This window comes from Mesorhizobium sp. WSM1293, assembly GCF_000513875.1.
Lineage (GTDB): Bacteria > Pseudomonadota > Alphaproteobacteria > Rhizobiales > Rhizobiaceae > Mesorhizobium > Mesorhizobium ciceri.
The window spans coordinates 78,089-102,592 of the sequence record NZ_AZUV01000015.1 but is presented as its reverse complement, the minus strand read 5'-3'; the positions used below and the strand labels follow the sequence as shown (position 1 = coordinate 102,592).

25 protein-coding genes are annotated in these 24,504 nt (G+C 61.7%); 11 read left to right on the top strand and 14 right to left on the bottom strand.

All coding sequences use genetic code 11. The features are described 5' to 3' along the window. Positions 1-47: 47 nt before the first annotated feature. From M729_RS0119915 to M729_RS0119895, 5 genes are read right to left on the bottom strand one after another with little or no spacing between them, the layout of a single operon-like run. Positions 48-884 (bottom strand): ABC transporter permease, encoded by an 837-nt coding sequence (locus M729_RS0119915; RefSeq protein ID WP_050596302.1) that lies wholly within the window; start codon positions 882-884, stop codon positions 48-50. Between the two features lie 35 nt (positions 885-919). Next, the gene (locus M729_RS0119910) at positions 920-1,708 is read right to left on the bottom strand and encodes an ATP-binding cassette domain-containing protein (protein WP_024504382.1); all 789 of its coding nucleotides are present in this window, start codon (positions 1,706-1,708) and stop codon (positions 920-922) included. 57 nt (positions 1,709-1,765) lie between these two features. Continuing rightward, positions 1,766-2,209, bottom strand: coding sequence for a hypothetical protein (locus M729_RS0119905; RefSeq protein WP_013532046.1), 444 nt, complete (start codon positions 2,207-2,209; stop codon positions 1,766-1,768). A gap of 29 nt (positions 2,210-2,238) precedes the next feature. After that, positions 2,239-3,210 (bottom strand): YVTN family beta-propeller repeat protein, encoded by a 972-nt coding sequence (locus M729_RS0119900; RefSeq protein WP_013532045.1) that lies wholly within the window; start codon positions 3,208-3,210, stop codon positions 2,239-2,241. Between the two features lie 21 nt (positions 3,211-3,231). Beyond that, positions 3,232-4,461, bottom strand: a complete 1,230-nt coding sequence (locus M729_RS0119895) for an ABC transporter substrate-binding protein (protein WP_027162614.1) — start codon at positions 4,459-4,461, stop codon at positions 3,232-3,234. 250 nt (positions 4,462-4,711) lie between these two features. Here M729_RS0119895 and M729_RS1000000139325 point away from each other — a divergent pair, with 250 nt between their 5' ends. The 4 genes from M729_RS1000000139325 to M729_RS0119870 are packed head-to-tail and all read left to right on the top strand — an operon-like array spanning position 4,712 to position 9,078. Then, positions 4,712-6,541 carry a (5-formylfuran-3-yl)methyl phosphate synthase gene (locus tag M729_RS1000000139325; RefSeq protein ID WP_084652673.1) on the top strand — a complete coding sequence of 610 codons (1,830 nt, stop codon included), beginning with the start codon at positions 4,712-4,714 and terminating at the stop codon, positions 6,539-6,541. 3 nt (positions 6,542-6,544) lie between these two features. Further along, entirely contained in the window at positions 6,545-7,096 is a 552-nt protein-coding gene (locus tag M729_RS0119880) for a flavoprotein (protein WP_027162613.1), read from the top strand. Further along, positions 7,089-8,483, top strand: coding sequence for a DUF6513 domain-containing protein (locus M729_RS0119875; protein WP_027162612.1), 1,395 nt, complete (start codon positions 7,089-7,091; stop codon positions 8,481-8,483). Before M729_RS0119880 ends, M729_RS0119875 begins: the two co-directional genes overlap by 8 nt. Positions 8,484-8,487: 4 nt before the next feature. Continuing rightward, complete coding sequence (locus tag M729_RS0119870; RefSeq protein WP_027162611.1) at positions 8,488-9,078, top strand: DUF447 domain-containing protein; 591 nt, start codon at positions 8,488-8,490, stop codon at positions 9,076-9,078. Positions 9,079-9,098: 20 nt separating this feature from the next. Here the strand turns inward: M729_RS0119870 and M729_RS0119865 are convergent, their stop codons facing one another. Further along, positions 9,099-10,136 carry a hydantoinase/oxoprolinase family protein gene (locus tag M729_RS0119865; RefSeq protein ID WP_013532038.1) on the bottom strand — a complete coding sequence of 346 codons (1,038 nt, stop codon included), beginning with the start codon at positions 10,134-10,136 and terminating at the stop codon, positions 9,099-9,101. A 33-nt stretch (positions 10,137-10,169) separates the two neighbouring features. On the opposite strand from M729_RS0119865, the gene M729_RS0119860 reads away from it, so the two are divergent. Next, positions 10,170-10,880, top strand: a complete 711-nt coding sequence (locus M729_RS0119860) for a HisA/HisF-related TIM barrel protein (protein ID WP_027162610.1) — start codon at positions 10,170-10,172, stop codon at positions 10,878-10,880. A 137-nt stretch (positions 10,881-11,017) separates the two neighbouring features. Here M729_RS0119860 and fae read toward each other — a convergent pair whose 3' ends face one another. The 7 genes from fae to M729_RS0119825 form a co-directional block, all read right to left on the bottom strand. Then, complete coding sequence (fae, locus tag M729_RS0119855; protein WP_013532036.1) at positions 11,018-11,524, bottom strand: formaldehyde-activating enzyme; 507 nt, start codon at positions 11,522-11,524, stop codon at positions 11,018-11,020. 149 nt (positions 11,525-11,673) lie between these two features. Next, a complete protein-coding gene (locus M729_RS0119850; protein ID WP_338101298.1) occupies positions 11,674-12,549 on the bottom strand; it encodes a triphosphoribosyl-dephospho-CoA synthase in 876 nt (291 codons plus the stop codon). Continuing rightward, positions 12,546-13,397, bottom strand: coding sequence for a RimK family alpha-L-glutamate ligase (locus tag M729_RS01000000135455; RefSeq protein WP_245267600.1), 852 nt, complete (start codon positions 13,395-13,397; stop codon positions 12,546-12,548). Before M729_RS01000000135455 ends, M729_RS0119850 begins: the two co-directional genes overlap by 4 nt. 230 nt (positions 13,398-13,627) lie before the next feature. After that, on the bottom strand, positions 13,628-14,584 hold the full coding sequence (mch, locus tag M729_RS0119840; protein ID WP_027162609.1) for a methenyltetrahydromethanopterin cyclohydrolase: 957 nt from the start codon (positions 14,582-14,584) through the stop codon (positions 13,628-13,630). After that, on the bottom strand, positions 14,581-15,675 hold the full coding sequence (locus M729_RS0119835) for an ATP-grasp domain-containing protein (RefSeq protein ID WP_050596298.1): 1,095 nt from the start codon (positions 15,673-15,675) through the stop codon (positions 14,581-14,583). Before M729_RS0119835 ends, mch begins: the two co-directional genes overlap by 4 nt. A gap of 13 nt (positions 15,676-15,688) precedes the next feature. Next, positions 15,689-16,582: an NAD(P)-dependent methylenetetrahydromethanopterin dehydrogenase gene (locus M729_RS0119830; protein ID WP_027162607.1), complete on the bottom strand. Its 894-nt coding sequence runs from the start codon at positions 16,580-16,582 to the stop codon at positions 15,689-15,691. Between the two features lie 29 nt (positions 16,583-16,611). Continuing rightward, entirely contained in the window at positions 16,612-17,583 is a 972-nt protein-coding gene (locus tag M729_RS0119825) for a beta-ribofuranosylaminobenzene 5'-phosphate synthase family protein (RefSeq protein WP_027162606.1), read from the bottom strand. Positions 17,584-17,736: 153 nt separating this feature from the next. Here M729_RS0119825 and M729_RS0119820 point away from each other — a divergent pair, with 153 nt between their 5' ends. The 6 genes from M729_RS0119820 (at position 17,737) to fghA (ending at position 23,581) form a co-directional block, all read left to right on the top strand. Next, positions 17,737-18,117: a 4a-hydroxytetrahydrobiopterin dehydratase gene (locus M729_RS0119820; protein ID WP_013532029.1), complete on the top strand. Its 381-nt coding sequence runs from the start codon at positions 17,737-17,739 to the stop codon at positions 18,115-18,117. 117 nt (positions 18,118-18,234) lie between these two features. Then, the gene (locus M729_RS0119815) at positions 18,235-19,323 is read left to right on the top strand and encodes a tungsten formylmethanofuran dehydrogenase (protein ID WP_027162605.1); all 1,089 of its coding nucleotides are present in this window, start codon (positions 18,235-18,237) and stop codon (positions 19,321-19,323) included. Then, positions 19,317-20,948: a formylmethanofuran dehydrogenase subunit A gene (locus tag M729_RS0119810; RefSeq protein WP_027162604.1), complete on the top strand. Its 1,632-nt coding sequence runs from the start codon at positions 19,317-19,319 to the stop codon at positions 20,946-20,948. Before M729_RS0119815 ends, M729_RS0119810 begins: the two co-directional genes overlap by 7 nt. After that, positions 20,936-21,844 carry a formylmethanofuran--tetrahydromethanopterin N-formyltransferase gene (gene fhcD, locus M729_RS0119805; protein WP_027162603.1) on the top strand — a complete coding sequence of 303 codons (909 nt, stop codon included), beginning with the start codon at positions 20,936-20,938 and terminating at the stop codon, positions 21,842-21,844. The genes M729_RS0119810 and fhcD overlap by 13 nt, the downstream gene beginning before the upstream one ends. Next, on the top strand, positions 21,841-22,650 hold the full coding sequence (locus tag M729_RS0119800) for a formylmethanofuran dehydrogenase subunit C (RefSeq protein WP_027162602.1): 810 nt from the start codon (positions 21,841-21,843) through the stop codon (positions 22,648-22,650). Before fhcD ends, M729_RS0119800 begins: the two co-directional genes overlap by 4 nt. 100 nt (positions 22,651-22,750) lie before the next feature. Further along, on the top strand, positions 22,751-23,581 hold the full coding sequence (gene fghA / locus M729_RS0119795; RefSeq protein WP_027162601.1) for an S-formylglutathione hydrolase: 831 nt from the start codon (positions 22,751-22,753) through the stop codon (positions 23,579-23,581). Between the two features lie 381 nt (positions 23,582-23,962). Here fghA and M729_RS0119790 read toward each other — a convergent pair whose 3' ends face one another. Continuing rightward, positions 23,963-24,352, bottom strand: coding sequence for a hypothetical protein (locus tag M729_RS0119790; RefSeq protein WP_027162600.1), 390 nt, complete (start codon positions 24,350-24,352; stop codon positions 23,963-23,965). Positions 24,353-24,504: the final 152 nt, after the last annotated feature.

Sequence of the window (24,504 nt, the reverse complement as noted above, 5' to 3'; positions counted from 1 at the left end):
AAGCGTGGTGACCAGAACCAGAGTGTGAACAAGTCTCATTCGCGCCATCAGGCGTTTCCTCCCATGTCCTGTTTGCGGATCACCAAACCGCGCGAAGGGTCGTATGCGATGATGGCGCCGCCCAGGAACAGCAGCGTGCAGCCGGCGACGGCGCCCAGCGACAGCCATTCGATCTGCCCGTAGAAGGCAAAACGGATCAGTTCGACGGCATAGGTGAACGGGTTGCAGAGGCAGATCTTGTAGAGCAGGGGGCTCGCCTCCTGGATGCGCCACAAGGGATACAGCGCCGGAGACGCGAAATAGCCGGGAAAGATGACGAAGTTCATGATGCCGGCGAAGTTTTCAAGCTGCTTGATCAGCGAAGACAAGAGCATGCCGAGCGCGCAAAGCATCATGCCCGACAGGAACAGTGCCGGCAGAACATAGAGATAGCCGAGTGGCGGCGCTTTGACGCCCCACAACCAGGCAACGATCAGGAACGCGTAGACCTGCACGATCGATACGGCCACACCGGCCAGCATCTTCGACACCAGCAGGAACCAGCGCGGAAACGGGCTGACCAGCAGGATGCGCATGTTGCCCATCTCGCGGTCGTAGACCATCGACAGCGAAGACTGCATGCCGGAAAACAGCAGGATCATGCCGCAAAGGCCCGGCGTGATATAGACCTCGTAGAGCACATAGGTCTTGTAGGGCGGGATGATCGACACGCCAAGCACCTGGCGAAAGCCGGCCGCGAAGATGAACAGCCAGACGAGCGGCCGGACCAGCGAGGAAATGAAGCGTTCGCGCTGGTGCAGGAAGCGCAGGCACTCGCGCAGGACGACGCCTTTCAGGCAAATGAGATAGTGGCGCAGGCCGAATGGCTCGGACCGCACCGGCATGATGCCGGCGACCTTTCCGGGCATCGCAGGAGCGCTCATGGCGACGTCTCCGTCATGCCCGCCGCATCGACGCGGCTGAGCTTCGAAAAGGTTTCGCGAATCGAACTTCCGCCGTTCGCACGGATCACATCCGACACCTTGCCGCTGGCGACCAGGTCACCCCGCCGCAGTATGACGACATGGTCGGCGTCTTCGACTTCGTCGATCAGATGCGTGGCCCAGAGCACGCCGATGCCCTCTGCTTGGACGAGCTTGCGGATGGTGGCGAGGATGCCCGCACGAGATTCGATATCCAGGCCGACGGTCGCCTCGTCAAGCAGGAGCAGGGAAGGTCGGTGCAGCAGCGCCCTGGCGATTTCGATGCGCCGCATCTGACCGCCGGAGAGGCTGCGTGCCTTGTCATGCTGGCGGCCCTGCATGTCGACCGTTTCCAGCAGCGCGGCAATGCGCTGGCGAGCTTCGCGTCCGCCAATGCCATGCAGCGAGGCATGGTAGGAGAGATTCTGGTAGACGCTGAGGTCGAGATCGAGCGTGCGTGCCTGGAACACGATGCCGACCCGTCTGAGTGCTTCGCCGGACGCGCGGCGAATGTCATGGCTGAAGATGCGGATCGATCCGTGACGCGTGTCGTAGAGGTGGCTTATCAGTGAGAACAGCGTCGTCTTGCCGGCCCCGTTGAGGCCGAGCAGAACGGTGAAAGTCGCCGGCGCGATCGAGAAGGAGACGTCGTTGAGCGCCCGCTTCTGGCCGTAGGAATGGCTGACGGCTCGGACATCGAGCGCCGCCACCTCGTCTCCCGGTCCGCTTGTCCTCATATGCTGCATGCCGGGTCGCTCCTTCAGGACGCGTTGGCCTATTGGCGCCCCTGATCGCCTTTTGTCTTACTTGATCGTAATCTTGCCCTTCAGTCCCTTGTCGGCAAGGTCGGGAACCGACCAGGTATATTCGCCCGGGCGAACGGTATGGAACTGCACCTGGATCGTTCCCGCGTCGTCGAATTCCAGCCAGGCCGGTCCGCCGTCCATATGCACTTCCAAATCGTTGATGACGATCTGGTCCATCCAGACATTGCGGAAGAGATCGGTCACGAACTTGTACTCGAAACCGCCCTTGGACGTGATCTTCCAGCGATAGCCCTGGCCGGCGATCAGCTCGAAGTCCTTCTGATTGACCGCATAGGTGGAATCGGCCGAACCGATAATCAATTCCGGCAGGTTCTTGCTGGCACGCGACGGTTTTGACGTCGCATCGTCGGCGTTTGCTACGATCGGAGCAAGGACAAATCCGGCGAGCGCGGCGAAGAAAAACCTACGGCAAAGTTTCATGTCTTGAGCCTCCCGATGATCAATGTCTGCTATTTGGGCGAAATGACCACACCCCAGGGCTGCTGGCCCACAGTGAGCGATTGGACCGGCTCGTCGGTGGCCGTGTCGATGAAGGTGATATCGTTGGAATTGCCATTCGTGGTGATCAGCGTTTTCTGGTCGGGCGTGAAGGCCAGATGCCAGACGCGCTGGCCGACGAGGATGTATTTTTCCACCTCATAAGTGTCGGTATTGATCACCGCGACATGGTTCGCCGGGCCGAGCGCGACATAGGCTTTCTTGCCATCGGCGCTGATGGCGATGCCTACCGGCTGGATGGTTTCGGCCCGCAGTCCCTGAATCGCGAACTGGATCTTCTTCACCACTTCGCGTTTGGCGTTGTCGATGACGCTGACGGTGCCGCCGACCTCAGCGCTGACCCAGACCTGCGAGCCGTCGGGCTTGAATTCGGCGAAGCGAGGACGCGTGTCGACCAGCACATTGTCCGTCACCTCATGCGTGCCGGTGTCGATGAAATGCGCCATGCTGGTGGTTTCCGAGGTGTTGACCATGGTCTTGCCGTCGGGGCTGACACCCATGCCTTCCGGCTCCACGCCGACTGGTATCTCGGCCAGGACCTGCTTGCTTTCGACGTCGATGGCGGTGACGAGATTGTCGTCCTCATTGGCGACATAAAGCGTCTTGCCGTCGGGCGAGAGGACGAACAATTCGGGATCGGGGCCGGATGGCAGCGTACCGACGATTTCAAGTGTCGCGGTGTCGATGATTTGGATCGTGTCGTCATCGCTGGCGCATAGATAGACGAATTTGCCGTCATGCGAGATGGTGATGCCGCGAGGTCTCTGGCCGACTTCGACGGTCTTCACCACCTGCATCGTCGCCGTGTCGACGACGGTCATCGTGTTGTCCTTCTCGTTGGACACGTAAGCCGTATAGGCCGATGCCGGGCTGGCCGTGAAGCCGGCCGCGAGAATAGCGAATGCGCAAGCTCGTTTCTGCACGCAAATTCCTCCCGATTGACTCTACTTGAGAGCGCATTTCGTTTCCGGCTGATCGACACCGAGAGTGTCGAGTTCGGAGACCTGGTGAAGATAGCCCTCCTGTGGCGATGTCGAGACGACCGACTTGGTATCGCCAAGCAAGATCGGCTGGCGAAGCTGGAGGTTCCATTTGCGGAAGGTCAGCTTCTGCCCCTTGAAAGCAGCAACCGAAAAATCGTCAGAGCGTATATAGTCGCTGATCTTTTTCGCATCGTCGCCCTTGGTGCGCGTGGTGGCCTCGCCGACCGCACGCACCGCGGTCCAGGCCGACATGTCTTTGGAGAGCATCCGCCGGCTCGTCGTCTTCAGGAAGCGGCTCTGCATCTGGATGCCGCCCCATTGTTCGCTGGCGGGATGCCATGACGATGCAACCAGACCGGCCGTGCCGGCGACCAGCCGCGGCGTCCAGGTGCGGTAGGGCACGTAGGTGCCGAAAACCTCGCTTTCGTCGGCGACAAGCACCACGTCGTGCTCCGGGAGGTCTTGCGTGAACACGGAAATCTGCTGCTGTATCTGCGTGGCGCCGGTGTCGGTGCGCCTGGCTGTGCCGGTATCCTTGAATTCCTTCTCGGCGACGATCTGGCCGCCGAAGCGGGTTGCCGCGCGGCGCAGCGCATCGGCGTAGAGATGGTCCTGCTCATGTGATCCATAGAGCAGCACCCAATTCGGCCACTTCTTCACCATGAGATACTGCGCCAGCGCGTCGGCCAGCATGCTGCGCGTCGGCGCGATATGGAAAACGTTGATGCGGCAGTCCTCCTCGCGAAGGCTGTCGTCGGTGGCGCCGACGTTGAAGATCAGCACGCCTTTGTCGCGGGCGATGTCGGCGATCGACAGCAATTGTTTGGCTGAAAGATCGGCGACCACATAGCGGTCGCCCTTGGCGATCATGCCTTCGAATGCCTGAACCGCGTCGCCGTCGGGCTTGACCTCGGTCACGTCGAGGCTGAATTTCTGGTTGGTGAACTTTCCCGTCGTGTTGTTGTCGCCGATCGCCACCTCGGCACCGGCGACACCTTCGTCACGTGGCGGCAGGTCGAGCATGGAAAGCGTCAATTGCGGTGCGTAGGCCCGCAAATAGCCTATCTTGATTTCAGTTATCTTTTTTTCCGGCTTCGCCACCGTTTCCTGGCCTGTCGCGTCGGAAACGTTGACGGTCAGGGAAAAAAAGCACAAAAAGGCAGCGAGAGTGCCTGGCACCGCGCTCGTCATCGATAGTAATTACCCATTCTTGCGCAGAGGTTCGACGGTTGCCGGACCCGCGCCAAGTCAAGGTGCCCATGATCAACTTAGCCGACCCGCAAAATTTATCAAACCCTGTAGGACGACTTTTCGCGCCTGCCAGAACGGTGCGGAAGGTCGCCAGCGTCGATTCGCATGGCAACACCGGCGAGACGTGGCGCAGGGGGATCGACCGCCTCTATAAAAGCGTCTTGTCCTCCAAACTGGAGAAACTGTTCAAATGACCAGAATGCTGGCAAGCGTCACCGGCATCGAAGAGGCGGAGATCGCTCTTTCTGGAGGTGTCGATATCGTCGACCTGAAGGACCCGAAGGCGGGAGCCCTGGGCGCGGTGTCCGTGGAAACCATGCTCCGAACGATCTCTTTCATCGCGGGTCGGGCTCCGGTCAGCGCTGTCTGCGGCGACCTGCCGATGGAACCCGAAACGATCCGCATCAAGGCCGAAGAGATCGCGGCGACCGGCGTCGACTATGTGAAGATCGGATTTTTTCCTTCGGCAAATATCTCTGCCTGCGCACAGGTGCTTGAACCGCTCGCCGCACGAACGAAGCTAATTGCCGTACTGTTTGCCGATCTGGCGCCGGACTTCGAGCTTCTGCCGATGTTCGCCCGGCATCGCTTCCACGGCGTGATGGTTGATACCGCGCAAAAGGGGAAGGGCCGGCTGCTCGATCATCTGCCGCCGGAGCGTATTCCGGGATTCGTCGATCGAACGAAATCGCTCGGTCTGATGGTCGGCCTGAGTGGATCGCTGGAAGCTCCGGATATTCCGCGCCTATTGCCTTTCGCTCCCGATTTTCTCGGCTTTCGGGGGGCGCTGTGTGGCCATTCCGGCCGCACGAGTTCGATCAGCGCCGAGGCGGTCTCGCAGATTCGCGAGTTGATTCCAGCGGAATCCGGGACCGGCGATCAATCGAGTATCGACTATCGCCTGTTGGCAGCGAGAGGCTATTCGCCGGACACCGACCCGACACTGGGCACGGACAGGATTTTTGTGCGGGATTTTGTTCTGCCGGCCCAGATCGGTGCCTACAGCTTCGAGCATGGCCATACTCAAAAAGTGCGCTTTGATGTGATCGCCGACGTGCTGCAAATCACCGACCATCCCGAGGACATGCGCCATGTGTTCTCCTACGACATCATCATGGACGGCATTCGCACCATCGTCGCGCGGGGCCATATCCAGCTCAGCGAGGCTTTGGCCGAGCAGGTGGCAGCGCACGTGCTGGAGAACCAGCGTGTCGTGCGCGTCACGGTTAGGGTGGAAAAGCTCGAGCTCGGCCCTGGCGGCGTCGGCGTTGAGATCGAACGCAAGCGCCAATCGGCGGGACGCGGTGCTGCCTCCGGCATTGCTGGCCGAAAAGACCGAAGCGTTGTTTTCCGGCCGCGCCAGGAGCGCCCCGAAATGCTTCGACGGGCCATCGTCAAGCTTGGCGGCAGCACGGCCCATGCGGCGGAGATGAAGAGCTGGATCGCAGCGCTGGCGGGTTCCAGGCTGCCGATCGTTATCGTGCCCGGCGGCGGGCTCTTTGCCGATCATGTGCGCGAGACGCAGACCAGCATGGATTTTTCCGACACCGCCGCTCATGCCATGGCGATCCTGGCCATGGAGCAGTTCGGCCATGTCATCCTCGACCGGGACGAAAGGCTGGCGCCGGCACGGTCGCTGGACGAGATCGGGCGAGTGTTGGAGGCGGGGAAGGTTCCGGTGTGGCTGCCGTCGTCACTGGCACTGGCGGCGCTGGATGTTCCGGCCTCCTGGGACATTACCTCCGATTCTCTGGCCGCCTGGCTTGCCGGCAAGCTTGGCGCAAACGCGCTGTTGCTTGTCAAGCAGACCGGTGCATTCTTCGACAGCGATACCGCTGACAGCCTGAGGGCCCGAGGCATTGTCGACCCAGGCTTTGCCGCCATGCTGCCCGACGGCATCGATTTCCATCTCGCCGGTCCGAAGGATGCTGCCGGGGCCGGCGCGATGCTCGCGTCGGGCAAGCTGCCCGGCATCCGGATAGTGGCTTCAACAGGGTCGTCGGCAAAGAAGGCGGGATAGCCGATGGTGAAGCTGCATGTGCCGCGCTGGGCGTGGGTTTTGACGGGTTCCGGGCATTTTTTTACGGAGAGCTTCGCACTTGTTCGCCAGCTCGAACATTGCGATGTCTTCATGTCTAAGGCCGCCAACGAAGTGCTGCGCATGTACAAGCTTAAACTTGATTTCCCGGAGACGACGCGCGTGCTGCACGACAAGACCGCGAGCGCGATCCCGGTCGGCGAATTCTACCACGGTGTCTATCACACGGTCGTGGTGGCGCCGGCTACGTCCAACACGGTCGCCAAATGCGTGCATGGCATTTCCGACACGCTCGCCACCAATGTCTTTGCCCAAGCGGGAAAGTGCCGTGTGCCAGCCATCGTCTTTGCTTGCGACACCGCGCCGGAACTCGAAACCCAGGCACCGCACGGGCTGGTCAAGGTCTATCCGCGCAGGATCGACCTGGAAAATACCAAACAGTTGAAGAGTTTCGAGCGGACCCTGGTGGTCGAGTCGCTCGCTGATCTCGAAGCCTCGCTCACACGGCGCCAGGCCGAACTCGCAAGCGATGGCTGAGCGGCTGGTTTTTCTTACCGGCCATCTGGCCAAGGCGCGGCTGGAACGGCTGCTGACCGGGCTGGGCAGAACCGAATTCGCGTGGGAAATCGTCGACGTCGGCGTCAAGGTCGCCGCGCTGATGAGCGAGGACATCGTGAAGCGTCGGCTCACTCTGACAGGAGACGTCGACCGCGTCATCCTGCCCGGACGCTATCGGGGAAACATCGAACACCTGTCGGAGCATTTCGGCGTGCCCTTTGTGCGCGGCCCCGACGAGATCGCCGACCTTCCGGCCTTCCTTGGCCGGGCGGGCAAACCGCCGGATCTGACGCGTCACGATATGCGCATCTTCGCCGAGATCGTCGATGCGCCGATGCTGTCGGTCGAGGCCCTGATGGCGAGGGCCTCGATGCTGGCTGCGGCCGGCGCCGATGTCATCGATCTGGGCTGCCTGCCGGAGACGCCGTTTCCGTTGCTGGCTGAGGCAGTGCGGGCACTCAAGGCACAGGGGTTTGTGGTCAGCGTCGATTCGGCCAGCGCAGACGAACTGTCGATCGGTGCGCACGCCGGCGCGGACTATCTTCTCAGCCTCGATGAGAACACGCTGCCGTTGATCTTCGACCATCGGGCTACGGCAGTGTTGATACCCTCCATCCCCGGCGATCTGGATTCGCTCGGCCGGGCGATTACCGCGGCACAAAAGGCCGGCGTCGCCTTCATTGCCGATCCCGTGCTCGACCCGATCCATTTCGGCTTCGCCGTTTCACTCGGGCGCTTCATCGAGGCGCGGCGCCGTTGGCCGGACATCGAATTGCTGATGGGCACCGGCAATCTCACCGAATTGACCGACGCCGACAGTTCCGGCGTTACAGCCGTTCTAGCGGGGCTCTGCTCGGAACTCCGGATCCGGAACGTGCTGGCGGTGCATGTCAGCCCACACACGGTGCGCACGATCGAGGAGCACGATATCGCCCGCCGCGTCATGTTGGCTGCTTGCACGGACGGCGCGTTGCCGCGCGGCTATCACCCAGGCCTGTTGCAGGTCCACGATCGCAAGCCTTTCACAGCCTCAACCGACGATATCGAGGCATTGGCGGCCCAGGTGCGCGATGCCAACTTCCGGATCGCGGTAGCGGAGGACGGCATCCATGTTTTCAATAGCAAAGGGCATGCGGTTGCCACGGATGCGTTCGAACTTTTTGCCGGGCTGGACGTCAACGCCGACGGCGCACACGCTTTTTACCTCGGCGCGGAACTGATGAAGGCGGAGATCGCGTGGCGCCTCGGCAAGCGTTATGTGCAGGACGAGCCGCTCGCATGGGGCGTTGCCGCGCCGGCACCCGAAACCGACCGTACCCGTCTTGCCGAGCCGGGCAAGACGCTCCGCGCAAGGAAAGAGCACTAGGACCATGCCCTATATTCGCGAATCCATCATCACGACGGTCAACAAGGCAGGCAACGTCCACATTGCGCCGATCGGCATCATTGCCGAGAATGACGGTTGGGTTATCGCGCCGTTCCGGCCGTCGGTCACGCTCGACAATCTCGCCGAAGTGCCGTTCGCCATCGCCAATTATACTGACGACGTGCGTGTCTTTGCCGGCTGCCTGACAGGCCGCAAGCATTGGCCAACCGTTCCGGTTGACGGGTTCCCGGTGCCGAGGCTCGAGGCGGCGCTGGCGTATTCGGGCCTCGAAGTCCGGGCGGTCGATGACAATGGTGTGCGCCCCCGCCATTTCTGCCGCGTGGTGCGGGAGGAAACGCTCGCGCCGTTCACCGGCCTCAACCGAGCCAAGGCGGCGGTGCTTGAGCTGGCCATCCTGGTCAGCCGGCTCGGCATGCTGCCGCGCGACAAGATCGAGGCGGAAATTGCCTACCTTTCAATTGCCATCGAAAAGACCGCAGGCGAGGGCGAAAAGGAAGCCTGGGGCTGGCTGATGCAGCGTGTCAGCGATCACTTGACCGCCAAAGGTTCGGGTAGCGAGGACCCGCGAGCATAGGCGCGAGCGCCGCAACCTGCTTACGAAGGATATCCCGCCAAAAGCGCTACCGCAGACGCGGGTGCCGCGCTGCTCGCTTGCCCGCGAACAGTGTCATCGGCGGGGATGATGTCGGCGAAATCGACGTAACTGCGTTCCATGCGTTCGGCCAGCCGCCTGATCTGCCAGCGACCGCTTCCGGCGCCGACGATCGGGACATCCCGAGACAGGGTTCCGGCAACCAGCGCCGCTGCATCGTGCACTTTGCGCAGTTGCTGCTCGCTGAACCAGCGCGCGACGTCACCCCATTCCGGCGGGGTGAGGTCGGTGGCGTCGCGCCCTACCATGCGCGCCAGCCGCGCGATCGAGCCGTCCACAGTCTTTTCCTTGCCGTCGGCGGGAGGGTGCCTGTCGTCGTCCTCGTCGAGCACGCCCAGGATGCGGTGAGCGTCGGCGATCGAGGCGAAATATTCGTTCATCAGCGGCGTTAGCCTGCCATGAACGGGAGCCGACGAGGCTACGCCGAACAGGAATGTCCTGGTAAAGCCGGTATAGACCAATTCGCCGGTTAGAAGCCGTCCGGCATCGGTGTAGCCGTCATTGGCCACGGCGCCGTTCTTGATGGCGATAATATCGGTGGTGGTGGAGCCCATGTCGACGAACAGGGCATCGCCGGCGAGTTTTGCTACCAACAAGGCTGTCGCGTGCCAATTGGCGGAAGCCACATCGGCGGTCAGCTGCGCTGCCCGCTCGACTCCGACGAAACCGGATGGTCCGGCATAGACCAGCTTTTTGTCTGCGGGGAAATGGGTAGAAATCTGACCCAGCAGAGCCGCCACGCCGGCATCGCGGGACGGAAAGATGTCCGACAGTTCGCCCGTCATGGTGAATGCGTTGAGATCCGCACCCGCGTAGATCGGAGCCGTTTCGTCGAGGGCTGAAGCCAGCTTGTCCAACCCTTGCCAGAGCGGCGTTGCGATCGTTACCGCCTCGACGATGCGACCGTCTTGTGCGCGGGTCACCTTCAGATGCGCGCCGCCAATGTCGAAACCGGCAATGATGCCCTTTCTTTTTTCCACGCTTCAAGCTTTCATGACGGTGGCAATTGGTCGGTGAAAAAAGCGTTGCGTATCATTCCCGTTCTCGACCTGAAAGACGGCGTGGTGGTTCGCGCCCAGCAGGGAAAACGCGATCGCTACAGGCCGATCGTTACGCCGCTCAGCCGAAGCCCTGATGTGGTCGCGGTCGCTGAAGGACTGCGTGGGCTTTATCCTTTTTCCACCTTCTACATCGCAGATCTGGACGCTATCGAAGGCGGAGCGCCAAACAGCGACGCACTCGCCCGGCTGAGGACGATGGCGGAGCCGCCGGAACTTTGGGTCGATGCCGGCGTGGCCGACGAAAAGACACTTTTGGCGGCGCTTGCCGAACGCTCGCTGTCTCCTGTTCTGGGCTCTGAATCGCAGCGAGACGACATGTTGCTGCGGCGTTTTCGCGATCATCCCGATCTCATCCTGTCCCTTGATTTCGTCGGCGATAGTTTTTGCGGGCCGCGTTCTCTTCTCGATGAGCCCGAGCTTTGGCCGCAAAAGGTGATTGTCATGACGCTGGCCAAGGTCGGTGCGGCCGCCGGTCCCGACTTCGGGCGGTTGCAGGAGGTCAAGGCCAAGGCCGGAAATCGCGCTGTCATTGCGGCCGGCGGTGTCCGCGACGAGAACGACATCAGGGCCTTGTCCGCCATGGGCGTCGCCGCGGCACTGGTCGCAACCTCATTGCACAACGCTACGCTCACGCCCGGCCGCCTCGCGTCACTCGGCGCCTGATCATCGTTGCTCGTCAGCTCCCGAAGGGCGTGCGCCCTTCGGGAGCTGACGTTTCAAAAGCCCAGAACCTTTTTCAGCCGGCGCAACAGACCATCCGTCTCAGAAGAGGGTTTTTCCTGTGCGGGGCTGTCTCTTGTCTAGGCTGCGAACGGATGCTTGACCTTGTCGCGCTGGGCCGTTGCTTCGGCGGCGGTCGGGGTTCCTGCAACGGCGCGCTGGATGGCTTCCTTTGTCGCCTCGTAATTGTATTTCTGGATCTTGGCGTCGTCCGCCGCGTCCCAATGGATGAATACCCCGACGCAGATGAACACGTCGTCTGCTTCGTTGGCCGGAATGGTCCCGTCCGCAACGCTGTCCTGCACGGCCTTTGCCACGGCGTGCTGCGCCGGGCCGAACATCTGAACCGCCTGTTTGGCACCCTTGATCGTGACCTTGTTGAACATCACGGTGTTGGGTTTGCATTGAAGATTGGGCGCGATCACCGCCAAAAGCGAAGTAAAGCCGTCCTTGTTGTTGGTAAGCGCGTTGCAAAATGCCGTTTCGACCGCGCTCCCCCGCGGGCCGATGAGCAGGTCGACATGCGCGACTTCGTTGCCGTCTCCCACCAGCGATTCACCGACCATAACCTTTGATATTTTTGCCATGCCAATTTCCTCCAAGACACAATTATGATGTCCACGGACGCTGCAACCGAGCAGGCGCTCGATGGACAGCTATCCTTGTTGGCAGCGTCCGGATTTGCCCGGACCGGTTGGCTAGATAGCCGCGGAAGCACAGCTTCCGCTTTTGGAAGTCAAGCACCAACGCCGCGATTATGCAAGGTGAGGGCGAGGGTGTGGACTAAAAGAGTAGCCACGGTGAGGTCGGCCGAGGTGCCGGGGTTGATGTTGTCGGCCTTCAGCCGGCGGTCGAACTCCATGAGCAGACGAATGCGCGACGGTTCGTCGCCCTCGGCATGGAGCGCCGCCTGAACGGCAACGGCTTCCTGCCGCGCCTGATTTGCGACGTGAACGCCGTGCTTGCGCATCACATGGCTGTCGGGGAAGTCGGCGAGAAACGCCATGTAGACGAACACCGTCGGCCACATGCCGTCTTCTTCACGTGCCAACGCTCCATCCAGCGCGGCGAGCCCGACCCCGAACACGTCGCCGAAACAGTTGCTGTACTGGCGAGCGATCATGTCGCGGTCGGCAGCCTCCCTCATCGCGTCCAGCAAATGGACCTTCGGCTCCTGCCGCACATCGTTGGCGGCTTCTCCGAGGCCGCCTGGCGCGGCCGTGACGATCGCCTCGAATACCGCCTTGGTATCCTGCACGCTCAAAGCCCGAAGCAGCGAATCGAGATTGTCGCGCAGTCTGTCACCGCCCATTTCGGCAGCGCATATCAGAGGCCCTGCCAGAAGGATGATTCCGAGATTGGTGTTGGTTGCGACCGCCAGTCGTGTCGCGCGCACCGCCTCCAGCATCCGCTGCCCGACCGGCAGACGAGGATCGGTCAGCGGCCCGGAGGAAACCTCCGCACTTGTCATGAACTGGGCGGCGGACATGCCGTGTCCGTCGGCGAACAGATGGACGTTGCCCGGCTTTAGGGCTTCGATCTCCATCCTGCAGGCATTCTTATAGCTGGCCCGGAGGCGTTCACGCGAAAGCGCCAACTTGCCCGCCCTCACGAATTCGCAGGCGCGGCAAAACGGTAGGGCCGCGGTGCGGCGGCCGCCTCGGCGCGGTCGGCCAGAAGTTTCAGCAAGGCATCGGCGATTGCTTCGGCGATGTTCACGGCGACCACCGACTGCAATCCCGACCATGCGGGCATGCTGTTCACTTCGAGTATGAACAGATTGCCGTCGTCAGCCCGCACGATGTCCACGCCGGCAAAATCCGCGCCGACCGCGGCTGACGCAGCGACGGCCAGCGATGCCAGTTCCGCCTTGCCATGTTCGGAAACCTGTTCCGGCACGCCACCCCGGTTGACGTTCGTGATCCAGTCGTCGCTGATGCGGCTCATCATCGCCACGGTCTCTCCGGCGCAGACAAACACGCGGAAATCCCGGAAAGGCGGACCGGCACGCGACACATATTGCTGAAGGTAGTAGACGCTGTTCACCTCTTCTGCGGCCGGCAGGTCCGAGAACGTGCGGATCAGCTTTATGCCGCGGCCTTGCGCCCCGAACAATGGTTTCAGCACCAGCGATCCCCGCGGAAGCTCTTGCGCCGCGACCTCCTCGGCGACGGCAAGTCCTTCTACGGCAAAGGTGCGTGGCGTAGGCAGGCCGGCATTTTTCAGGAGGAATGTCGTCATCGACTTGTCGACGCAGCGCTCGATCGCCTGCGCGGAATTCCATACGGGAACCGACAGTCTGCTTAACGCGTGCAGCACCCCGAGGCGCCGGGTAACCGCTTCGAACGATCCGGCGGCGATCGAACGGACGAGCACGGCGTCGGGCAGCGTGCCGCCGAAGCCGGGGATCGCAAGTCCGCTCGGGCTGCTGGTATCGAATGCGATCGCCGCCAGCGGCACGGCTGTAACGGCGGCGCCCCCCCGACCAAGTCCTGCCGCCAGGCCGTTGGAGCCGGTGTCCACTTTGTCGCTGACGATCAGGATGCGAGGGATCATGTGGCCTCTCGGGTGCGGGAATGTCGGCGGCGCGAGCGATTCCAGGCCCTCATGGCAGCGTCCGCGGCAGGGCTGCACGGAAGGCAGTCGCCGGGCGGGCGAATGACAGACGAATCCCTTTGCACCGCCATGTCCTAGCCGAGACTCCGTTCGAGCATCTTCAGATCACGCCGACCGGCGCGAAAAGTATCGCCGGTTTCGATCGCTGTCACGATCACTTCAGCCGGGCTGAACAGCAACGGGTCGATGGCATAGAAATCGCCCTTGAACCGCGTGAAGATCTCGGCGAAGGGTTGGCCGTAGTCCCGTGAGGCGCTGCTGGGAAGTTTTTCCGCGAGTTTGCCAGCCTCCTTTGCCGATCCTTTGACGAAGAGCTGGACGCTGCCGCCATAGATGATGGCATCGTTGGTTCGGCCCATAGCGGTCAGGAAATCCGGATGGGGGGCGGGGATCGGCGCCGTTCCGATGCCGTCGACAACGTTTTCCAGCGGGAATTTGAGATCGTTGATCTTGTGCAGGGCAACCTCGAGCGCGCGCGCCACGATCTGCACGCCGCCGGCAAGGCTTTGTGTCGGCGCATAGAGGAAGGTGAGCTTTTCCGTCGCCAGTCCAGTTGCCTTGCCCACTTTCTCAACGGTCGCGCGGGGAGGCGGTTCGGCCGTCTCAAGGATAAGCACCGCGGACGATGCGATGTCATGATAGGAAAGTGTTTCGAACAGCGGTTCGACCCGGGCGAGGGCCCGCGCAGGCCCAGATCCCATCGCGAAATAGTCCTGGCCAGACAGGTTCCAGCCCGCATACTGGCTGCCCAGGCAGGCCAGCACCGGCTGCGAAGATCGCGCTTCGACGGTGAACGGCCATTGCTGTGACGCGCGATCCATGAATACCGAAACGCCGCCGAGACCGCCCATCGCAGCCTCAGCCATGCGCATCCCGGCCTCGACGCTGCCGACGGTCTTGGCGCCGGCATCGATCAGGCGCTCGCCCAATGGTCCCCTGGAAACGACGATACGCAGGCGTTCGGCGTCGCCGATCATGCCGTCAACGATGCGCTGTGCATTGTCGTTCAGGAATGCCGAACCGTCTTTCATGTCCGGTCTCCTTCCCATTGGAGTTGCAATTGGCTGGCTTGTCCCTTGATGAGCCGCTTGGTCGATTGGGCGCTCGGACCGCGCGCGAAGACCGTGCAGACAGGGTCGCCGGCAATCAGACGGGTGCCAGCCGACTGTTGGTCCGCTGTCCATTCAGGCCAGGCAATCGACGGAAAGTGAGTGATTGGCGTCGCGGCGTAGGTCACCATCGACGCCATCGAATCGACGAAGCGCGGCAAGCGGAAGACCTGACCCGTCGCGGCGCGCAGATGCGCTTCGATCAATGGCGCGTCAACATCGTCGAAAATGTCGAGGGTGGCGCCCGGCCTCGGATTGATCTCGATGAACGTGTAGCCATCCGGTCCGCGGATCAGATCGGCGCTGCACAATCCAACCAGGCCGGCGCGCCGCGTCAGACTTGAGAGCCAGCCGCCGATGACCGCCGCCTGTCTGCGATCGAAGCGTCTCAACCGTACGGCGCCGCCGTAGCGATAGGGCGCTGTGGGGGCGGGAGACGTCCATTGTTGGCTGAAACCCACGAGGTGCGCGGTTTGACCATTGCCGACGAACAGGGCCGAGATGCTGCGACCGGCAACGAAGCGCTGGAAGTAGCGGCCGGCGGTCGGGCTTTCTCCGGCTGCTCGTCTGACGTGTCCGCCGCCGGCGCCCCCCGCGGTCTTGACCACCCAGTTCTCCGGGTCAGGCGGCTGGTCCCATCGCAGTTGCGGATGCGGGATGCCGAGTTCGGCACAATCATCGGCCAGCAACTGCGGATCCTTGATCCTGCGGATCGCGGCGCCGCCATTGCCGGCGAGCCGAAAGTGTCGCGCGATTTCGTCCACGGTCTCAGGCATCCGCTCAAACCCTGGGCCCAGGACAATGGCGGCCGGCAGGTCGTCGCCAGCCAATCGCCGAAGCGTGTCGATGATGCGCTCACCGTCGATGCCTCCTTGCAGGTCGCCTGGCAGCATTGTCGCGCGTTCTGCGAGCGCGACGGTGTCCGTATCGCAAAAGAAATCGGCGACCAGCGGACGATAGCCGGCGCGACGCGCGGCGGCGGCCAGCGCCCGGCCTGAAATTGCCGCGATCAAGAGAGATCCGGCGTTACTTGGCAATCTCGCGTGCAAGGGAAAACGCTTCCTGAAAACCGAGCGTGATCGTCTTTTCGGATTCGATCATTCTTTTGAAGAGACCGAATTCGACCTTATATTTGACATTGCCGATGGCAAGCGGACCAATGCCGACAGCTTTTGCCGCATCGAGTGGATCACCATTGGCATTGACGGCCAATCCTTCGATGCCGGCCGGGGGAACGGCATTGACGTCGGCCGCAATAAGCAGGTCATTGCCTTTCAATTGGGCTTTGGAGACCACCTGGACGCCAGCTTTGGCGCAAGCCAGGATAATTTCGTTGGCTTCGACCAGCTTTGTCTTGCGGGCGTCGCTCGATCCGTCAGCCGCATCGACGGTGAGGTGGAACCTGCTTTCGATCTCGGCCGCGATCTGCTTGACCCGTTCGATGCCGTCATGTCCGACAAGTGTGACCCGGGCACCTTCCCCTGCCACGATGACGGCGGTGCAGAAGCCGACGACGCCGGTGGCGCCGAAAACAGCCACCCTCGTATCCCTGAGCGCACGCTGGAATTTCTTCTCCAGCGCCTTTTCGACCTTGGCCACCATCGCCGCGGCTGTGGTGAATGAGCCGGCTGGATCGGCAAATACCGAAATCTGGAAAGGCGGCACCATCGCCTTCTTCGCGGCGTCGAACATGTCGAGCGCCAACGAGGCATCCTTCCCGGCGATGAAGATGCCGGTGTCGACACCCGCATCCGGCGGGCGTGAAAAGATCGCGTCCTGGACCAGTCCTGTCACTTCGGCCAGGCCCACATCGACATAGGGGACGACGGCGTCGAAACCTGCGTCGAGCGCCATGTTCACGTCGAAGGGGCTCATCTGCTTCAACGGTGTCAGCATGTGCAGGATGTGTTTGCGGGCCATTTCTTGCCTTTCTGCCTGAACCTGAAGCGTCAGCTGCCGACGAGATCCAGCTTGGTTGAACTGATCTTCGCGCCGGAGTTCCTGCCCTTGACGATCTTGACCTCAAGGCCGCCCTCAACTGTCGTCTTCCGAACCGCGTCGACGAACTTGAGTGCGGCGTCCTGCGATGGCGCGAAGGCAAAGCCTGTCGGCCCCCAGGAACTCTGGCCGATGCCGACGGCGCCTGCTTCATTGAGACAGTGGGCCACCATCTCGACTCGCTTCGAGGTGAACACGCCGCCCTGGGCCGGGGCGAAATGGCTGCCGATCAGCATCTGTATCGCGGTGACGGCGGCGCCGAATGCCGGAAGGTCCCGCTCGACCAAAGCCGGCATTATGCCCATCAGCACCCTCCGGCAGATCTCCCCACTGCCTGCCGTCGGGAATGGCGGCAGCGAGCGAAACGCCGCAACCTCGGCTGCTCCATGCAGTCCATGACCGGAATGGTCGAGGATGAGGAGGACGCGCCACTCTTCCGGAAACGGCAGCCGCGCGACGACCGGAGGCGTTCCGCCGCGGTCGTTCTTGCCGGCGTCGACTATGACGCCGCCATCTTCGAAACTTGCGATGCCGATGCCGGATCGGCCGCCCCGCTCGAGCAGGTTAGCGTCGCCGGCGATATCCAGAGGCAAATTATGGAGAGTGCGCAACGCCGAGGCGACGGCAAGGGCGATCTGCGTGCCGGAGCCCAGACCCGCATGACTGGGGATCGACTGCTCTACCACCAGATGGTGCTGGCCGCGAATGCCGAGATGCTTGCAGAGCGTCGACAGATGCTCGCTGGCGCGGGTGCTCTCGGAGCCTTCGACGATGGTCTCGCTGGACCGCGACAGGGTGACGACGGTTTCGGGTTCGCTCAATGGAAGCCCGACGCTGCCGAACCGCCGTCCAGCATCGCCATTGAGATCAAGGAAGCCAAGGTGCAGGCGAGCGGGCACTCGTATGGTAACAGAATTCGACATCTGCCCCCCGATGGGTGCATCATGGATGCATCATGGAAGTTTAGGTGCCCGGTACCATGATAACTGTTTTCGTCGATGGGGCAAGCCAAAGAGAACGCATACGTGTTTGCCGGCTCCGGCGTGTGACAGACCGAGCAATTCGCGGAGGTCGAGATGAACGAGACAGTCAAGGAAAAGGTCTATTCGGAAGCCGAGATCGCCGACCGGCTTGAGAAGGAGCTGCCGAAATGGCGTTATGAAAACGGCTGGATCCGGCGCAAATACAAGACCCACAGCTGGAAATCGACGCTCATGGTCATCAACACGGTTGGTCATCTCGCCGAGGCGGCGTGGCACCATCCTGATATCACCGCCTCCTATGCCTGGGTCGAGGTGCGCCTGACGAATCACGCGGCGAAAGGCATTACCGACAAGGATTTCGAGTTGGCGAAAAAGATCGAGGACGTTGTCCAGTGGCAGCCGGCCAAGGAAGGCGGGGCACTGGAGGGCACTCCACTGACCGATCAACGCTTCGCTTACGTCAAATATGACTAAGCAGGGTCGGAATTTGTTGACGCGTATGAAAACATTCGCTGATCCGCTGCAGGGTGGGGTTCACGGCCAATCCAGTTTCGTCTAGGATCGAGCCGGCACCAGAAAGTAGTTTAGCGAATGGCGGTTGCTTGGATCGGCAACCGGGAAGCGCTGATTGAGCACGCGGCTGCGCATGCCGCGTCGCTATTGTCGTCAAGTCGGTGCCCGGTTTTCAGCTTTGATACGGATATAGATGGCACGAGGGCGGCGATCGCGCTGGCTGAGCGGGCTGGCGCGGCATACGACCATGCCGATGGTGCGGCACTTGCCCGAGAGACCGCGCTTTTTACCGACAAGGGGGCAATGACCGTCGCCCCCGGAGAGACGCGCCGGCGTGCCGATGTCGTGGTGATCGTGGGCGAGCTCCCGCGGACCCATCATGGTCTTGTCGGCGAACTTGCCGGGACGGTTCCCGACCTCTCGACCGGCAACCAGCGCGCGTTCTTCGTGGTAGGCCCAAACGGGATGTCTGTGCCGCCGCTGAACGGCGGACGCAAGGCAACACAACTTTCCTGTGGCCAAGCTAGCCTCGCCGCCACGCTGGCGGCACTGAGGGCACAGTACAAAGGGCGGCATACATCGCAACCGGTGTCGAATTTCAATGATTTTGCCAAAGCTCTGGCGGCCGCGCATTTTCCCGTGTTCCTGTTTTCAGGCCACGCCGCCGAAGGCTTGGCATTGGAGATGCTGCAAGGACTGATCGCCGATCTCAATCGCAAATCGCGCGCATCCGGCCTTTATCTGCCGGCGAGCGAAAACGGGTGGGGAAGCGCGCTCGCCTCGGCCTGGATGACAGGTTTTCCGCTGCGCACCGGCTTTGCGCGCGGCCTCCCTGAATTCGATCCCTGGCGCTGCGATGTGGAGCGCATGATCGCTGCCGGCGAAGCTGACCTGCACCTGCGGATCTCCGCCGCAACGGCCCAACTACAGAAAAAAAGGGCACGCATGGCGCTGATTGTGCTGACGAAAACGGAAAAGCCGGTTGCCGGCGCCGCAGTCACCATGGCCATCGGCGAGGCTGGGGTCGATCACGATGCGGTTGTCTACTCCAGCCGCACGGGCTCGCTCAGGTCGATCGATGCGCAAGCGGCCTCGCAATTGCCCTCCGCCGCGACGATTATCCGCCTGATCGCTACCCACGCTTTCCTCGAGCCACTGCCATGCTGACGAAAATCGCCGACGGCGACATCATCGATCCCGTCAACGGCCGTCTCGGCAAAGGCGACCTCTGGATCAAGGACGACAAGATCGTTCCGGCGCCGGCGGGAGGGGCGGCCGACCGGACCGTCGAAGCCAGCGGCTGCATCGTGATGGCTGGCGCCATCGACATCCACTCCCACATCGGTGGCGGCAATGTGAACACCGCGCGGCTGCTCTTGCCCGAACAGCATGCCGCCCATCAGCTGCGGCCAGCAATGACGCCGCTCGCCAATGCCGGCTGGTCGACGTTCCAGACCGGCTGCCTCTACGCAAAGATGGGCTTTACGACGGTCGTCGAGCCGGCGATGTCGCCGGGAGCGGCGCTGCACACGCATCTCGAACTGGCCGACATCCCGATCATCGACAAAGCGACCCTTGCCATTCTCGGCAATGACGATTTCCTGTTGTCGATGATCCGCGACGACGCCCCCCAGACGATGATCGAGGACTATGTCGCCTGGACGGTCGCTTCGACGCGAGCGCTTGGGGTCAAGGTGATCAACGCCGGTGCGGCGGCCGCCTTCAAGGAGAACGTCCGCACCTTCTCGCTGGATGATGTCGTGCCTTCCTATGGCGTCAGTTCGCGCAAGATCGTCAAGACGCTGCAGGCCGCCGTCGACAATCTTGGCTTGCCGCATCCCTTGCATGTCCATTGCAACAATCTGGGCAGCCCCGGATCGGCGGATACGGCGGCTGCGACGATTGCAGCGGCGGATGGACTGCCGCTGCATCTCGCCCACCTCCAGTTCTATGGCTATGGCACGGAAGGAAAACGCGGGTTTTCCTCTGCCGCCGCACGGCTTGCCGAACTGGTCAACGCGACGCCGGAAGTCACCATCGATATCGGCCAGGTGATGTTCGGCCAGACGGTCACGGTCTCCTCCGACGTCATGCGGCAGTTTTCGGCGCGTGGCAGCGCACACCCGAAAAAGACCGTCATTCATGACGGTGACGGCAATGGCGGCGGCATCGTGCCCTACAGCTATGGCAAGGACTTCTACGGCACGATGCAGTGGGCGATCGGGCTCGAGCTTTTTCTCCTGATCGACGATCCCTGGCGTGTGTTCTTCACCACCGATCATCCCAACGGTGCACCTTTTACCGCCTATCCGGCGCTGTTCGAACTGCTGATGAGCCGGGAAGCGCGCACCGAAATGGCCGCCGGACTTTCACGATCCGCCCTGGCGCTCTCTACCCTGGCCGCGATCGACCGCGAATACACGTTCGAGGAAATCGCCATCATGACGCGCGCGGCGCCGGCCAAGCTGCTCGGCTTGACGGATCGAGGCCATCTCGGCGCCGGCGCAACAGCCGACGTCGCTGTCTATCGCAGGGACCGCAGTATCGCCAAAATGCTCGGAGAGGCGGCGTATGTTTTCAAGGATGGCGATCTCGTCGTGCAAGACGGGGAAATCATCCATTACCGCTGGGGCAAGGCATTGAGGCTCAAGCCGCCTGTCGACAAGGCAATGGTGCGACGGCTCGAGGACTATCACCAGCAGCGCTACGGCCTGTCGCTGGACTGGTTTAATTTCCCGGATTCCGCGATTGCGCGCGAACAGCCATTCGGCGAGGTGCCATGCCGAACATGAGCATCAATGGCGTAACGATCGACGATACCTTCGCGGAAGCCTTCGGCATGCGCGCAACCGCCATCGTCATCACCGCGCCGAGCCGGAAATGGGCTCGCCAGGCGGCGATCACGATGACCGGCTTCGCCACCTCGGTGATCGGTTGCGGCTGCGAAGCGGCAATCGATCTCGACCTGCCGCCATCGGCTACACCGGATGGCCGGCCGGGCTGCCGCGTCATGATTTTCGCGATGGGAACGGACGAATTGCAGAAACAACTGCTCAATCGTGTCGGCCAGTGCGTTTTGACCTCGCCGGGTTCCGCCTGCTTTGCCGGGCTGCAGGGCAGCGCCGAGCTCAAGCTCGGTTCGGCACTGCGTTATTTCGGCGACGGCTGGCAAATCTCCAAGAAGATCGGCGATAGGCATTTCTGGCGTATTCCCGTCATGGATGGCGAGTTCCTGTGCGAAGCAACGAGCGGACTGACGAAGGAAGCTGTCGGTGGCGGCAATTTCTTTGTCATGGCGCAAAGCAGCGCCAACGCTTTGGCCGCTGCCGAGGCCGCGGTCGCTGCGATCGGCATGGTGCCTGGCGCCATCGTGCCGTTTCCGGGCGGCATTGCCCGTTCGGGTTCCAAGATTGGTGGCAAATACAAAGGCATGATCGCCTCGGCCAACGAAGCCTACGCGCCGACACTGCGCGGCGTCGTCGCGAGTGAACTCGGTCCCGACATCAACGCCGTCCTGGAAATCGTCATCGATGGTGAGACCAATGAGGCAGTTGCCGCCGCGATGAAGGCCGGCATCAAGGCTGTCATAGAGCTCGGCCCGAAAAGAGGCGCGGTTCGGATCAGCGCCGGCAATTACGGCGGCAAGCTCGGAAAATTCATCTACTCGCTGAAGGATATGCTGCCATGAAGGCGCTGACCTTCACCCTGGTTGCCGAGCCGCCGGAGCGCCTTGACCTGTCGCCGCTGACGCCGGAGCGGCTGGCCGGGATCGACAGGCGCGACGTTGAAAGAATCCAGATCGGCATGACGAAGCACGGCTCGAAGGTGGGCGACATTTTTCGCGTCGCCGGCAGCGATCCGACAAACATCGTGTTCGAAGGCGGAAGCACGCGCCTCGACCTTGTGGCGCAAGGCATGCGGGGTGGGTCGGTTCGCCTCGTTGGCAATGCCGGCGCCCAGGCCGGGCGCGCTATGCGCGGTGGCAAGCTCACGATCGAAGGCAATGCGGGTCCACACGCCGGCTCCGGCATGCGCGGCGGCAGGCTTGAGATAACGGGCAATGCCGGCGACCACCTCGGTGCGCCGCTCGTCGGGGAACTGGCCGGCATGAACGGCGGTGTTTTGATCGTCAGGGGCAAAGCGGGCGCCTTCGCCGCGGACCGCATGCGGCGCGGCCTGATCGCGGTGCTGAAAGGCTCCGGCGACCATGCAGGCAGCCGTATGATCGCCGGCACCCTGGTGGTGGCCGGTGGCACCGGTGAGATGCCCGGCTATCTGATGCGTCGCGGTTCGATCCTTCTCGATCGCGCGCCGGCACGCATGTCGCCGAGCTTCGTCGAATGCGGCGCACCCGAAAGCGTCTTCGCCGCCATCATCGATCGTTATCTGATTGCCGAGGGCATTTTGAAACGGCCGCTTCTGGGGAGCGCACCGCGCAAATATGGCGGGGATAACGCAGTGCTTGGAATGGGCGAGGTTCTTTTTCCGCGCTGAGATCCGTCGACACAGGAACCATACGATGGCAGGACGCAAGTGCTTGCCGCTGGGGTAGTGGTGGGGCCGACCGTCATTCGACCTGCAACGTGGAGAACACATGAAAATCATCTCTCAAGCGAAAGCCCATGGCGGCGTGCAGGGCGTCTATTCCCATTTGTCGACGAGTTGCCGTTGCGACATGACTTTTGCCGTTTTCATACCTCCGCAGGCGCGGGAGGCGCCTTGTCCCGTTGTGTGGTATCTCTCAGGCCTGACGTGTACCCACGCCAATGTAATGGACAAGGGCGAGTACAGGCGCATGGCCGCCGAGCTCGGCCTGATCGTCGTTTGTCCCGACACCAGCCCGCGCGGGGCCGACATTCCGGATGAAAAAGACAACTGGCAGTTCGGCTCCGGCGCCGGCTTCTATCTCGATGCGACGCAAGAGCCTTATGCGAAGAACTATCGTATGTATTCCTATATCGCCGAGGAGTTGCCGGCCCTCATCGCGGCTGAATTTCCAGCCGATATGGCACGCCAGGCAATCTTTGGCCATTCGATGGGCGGGCATGGCGCGCTGACGATTGCCTTGAAGAATCCGCAGCGGTTCAAGAGCTGCTCGGCGTTCGCCCCGATCGCCCAGCCAAGCACCGCCGGCTGGTCGAGACCGGCTTTTGAGAAGTATCTCGGCAAGGATGAGGCCTCGTGGCGAAGCTGCGACGCGACGTCGCTCATCGACGACGGATACCGTTTCCCCGAATTTTTGGTGGATCAGGGAACGTCGGACGGATTTCTTGACGACGGGCTGAGGCCTTGGCTGCTTGAAGCGGCCTGCGCCAAAGCAGGTATTCCGCTAAAGCTGCGGATGCAGGATGGATACGATCACTCGTATCTTTTCATCTCCAGCTTCATGGACGACCATCTGAGATGGCATGCTGAGAGGCTTTGATCTGGGCAGGCCGAAGGCATGGCCAGATGCAAACAAGTTATCGAATCCGACGCCTTACACCGAGGGCGCCATACCCGCCGGCGTCAAGCGCTACACATTCAGCCCCGAGGCCGCCTACGCGAAAGAGCTGAAGGCGGTAGCCGACCCCAATGAGATTCCAGAGCCGTCTGTGGCGACTGGGGCGAAATGCCTGACGGCATCCAGTATTTCGAGGTGCCGGCGGGTGAGGGGCGCAAGCTGCTGTTTGTGCGAATAGGACAGATGAGCCGTTGTGTGATGAGCAGACGCTGCAAATCTTGGCGCGCTAGACAGTGCGGAGCACGGTACTCCCAGCTTGTGTAAGACAAAAAGGCGCTTATCGACCTTTAGCTTCGGTCGACGTCAAGCGGCTTTGGGAAAGTCGGAAAGAATAACCTGATCTTGGGTAGCGATGTCGGCGGCTGCTTGATATGCATCACGTCGCGGAGCTTCCGAGAAAAAGCCTTCGCCAAGTTCTGTCATTAAATCTTCCAGGACGGTTACCAAGCGTAGAAATGGCGCCTCTATGGTGCGCGGGCTAGATTTTATCGTTCTTAAGTAAAAATTTCGAAAGCCCTTTATTTTAAAGCCAACAGGTTCACGAGTTTCGAGATCTAGTATCAAAGTAAGAAATTCATCAATGCGCCGGTGCACAACCGGGGCGTCAACTCTAACGTACTCAAGAGCGTCGGCGTCTTCGTAGTACAGTGCTCTCGGCGTATACTCACCAAACTTTGCGGTTAGCATGCCCATAGCTACTTGTCCTGCTCTACCACAGTCTCCGACGGAAACGCGATTTATGATCGATTGGCAGCATCGGATTCTCGGGATCGCACTCGACGAGCTGCCAAAGCACGATCACACCTTCCGTTACCGGCGGCTTACCATCCATTTGATTATGCCTC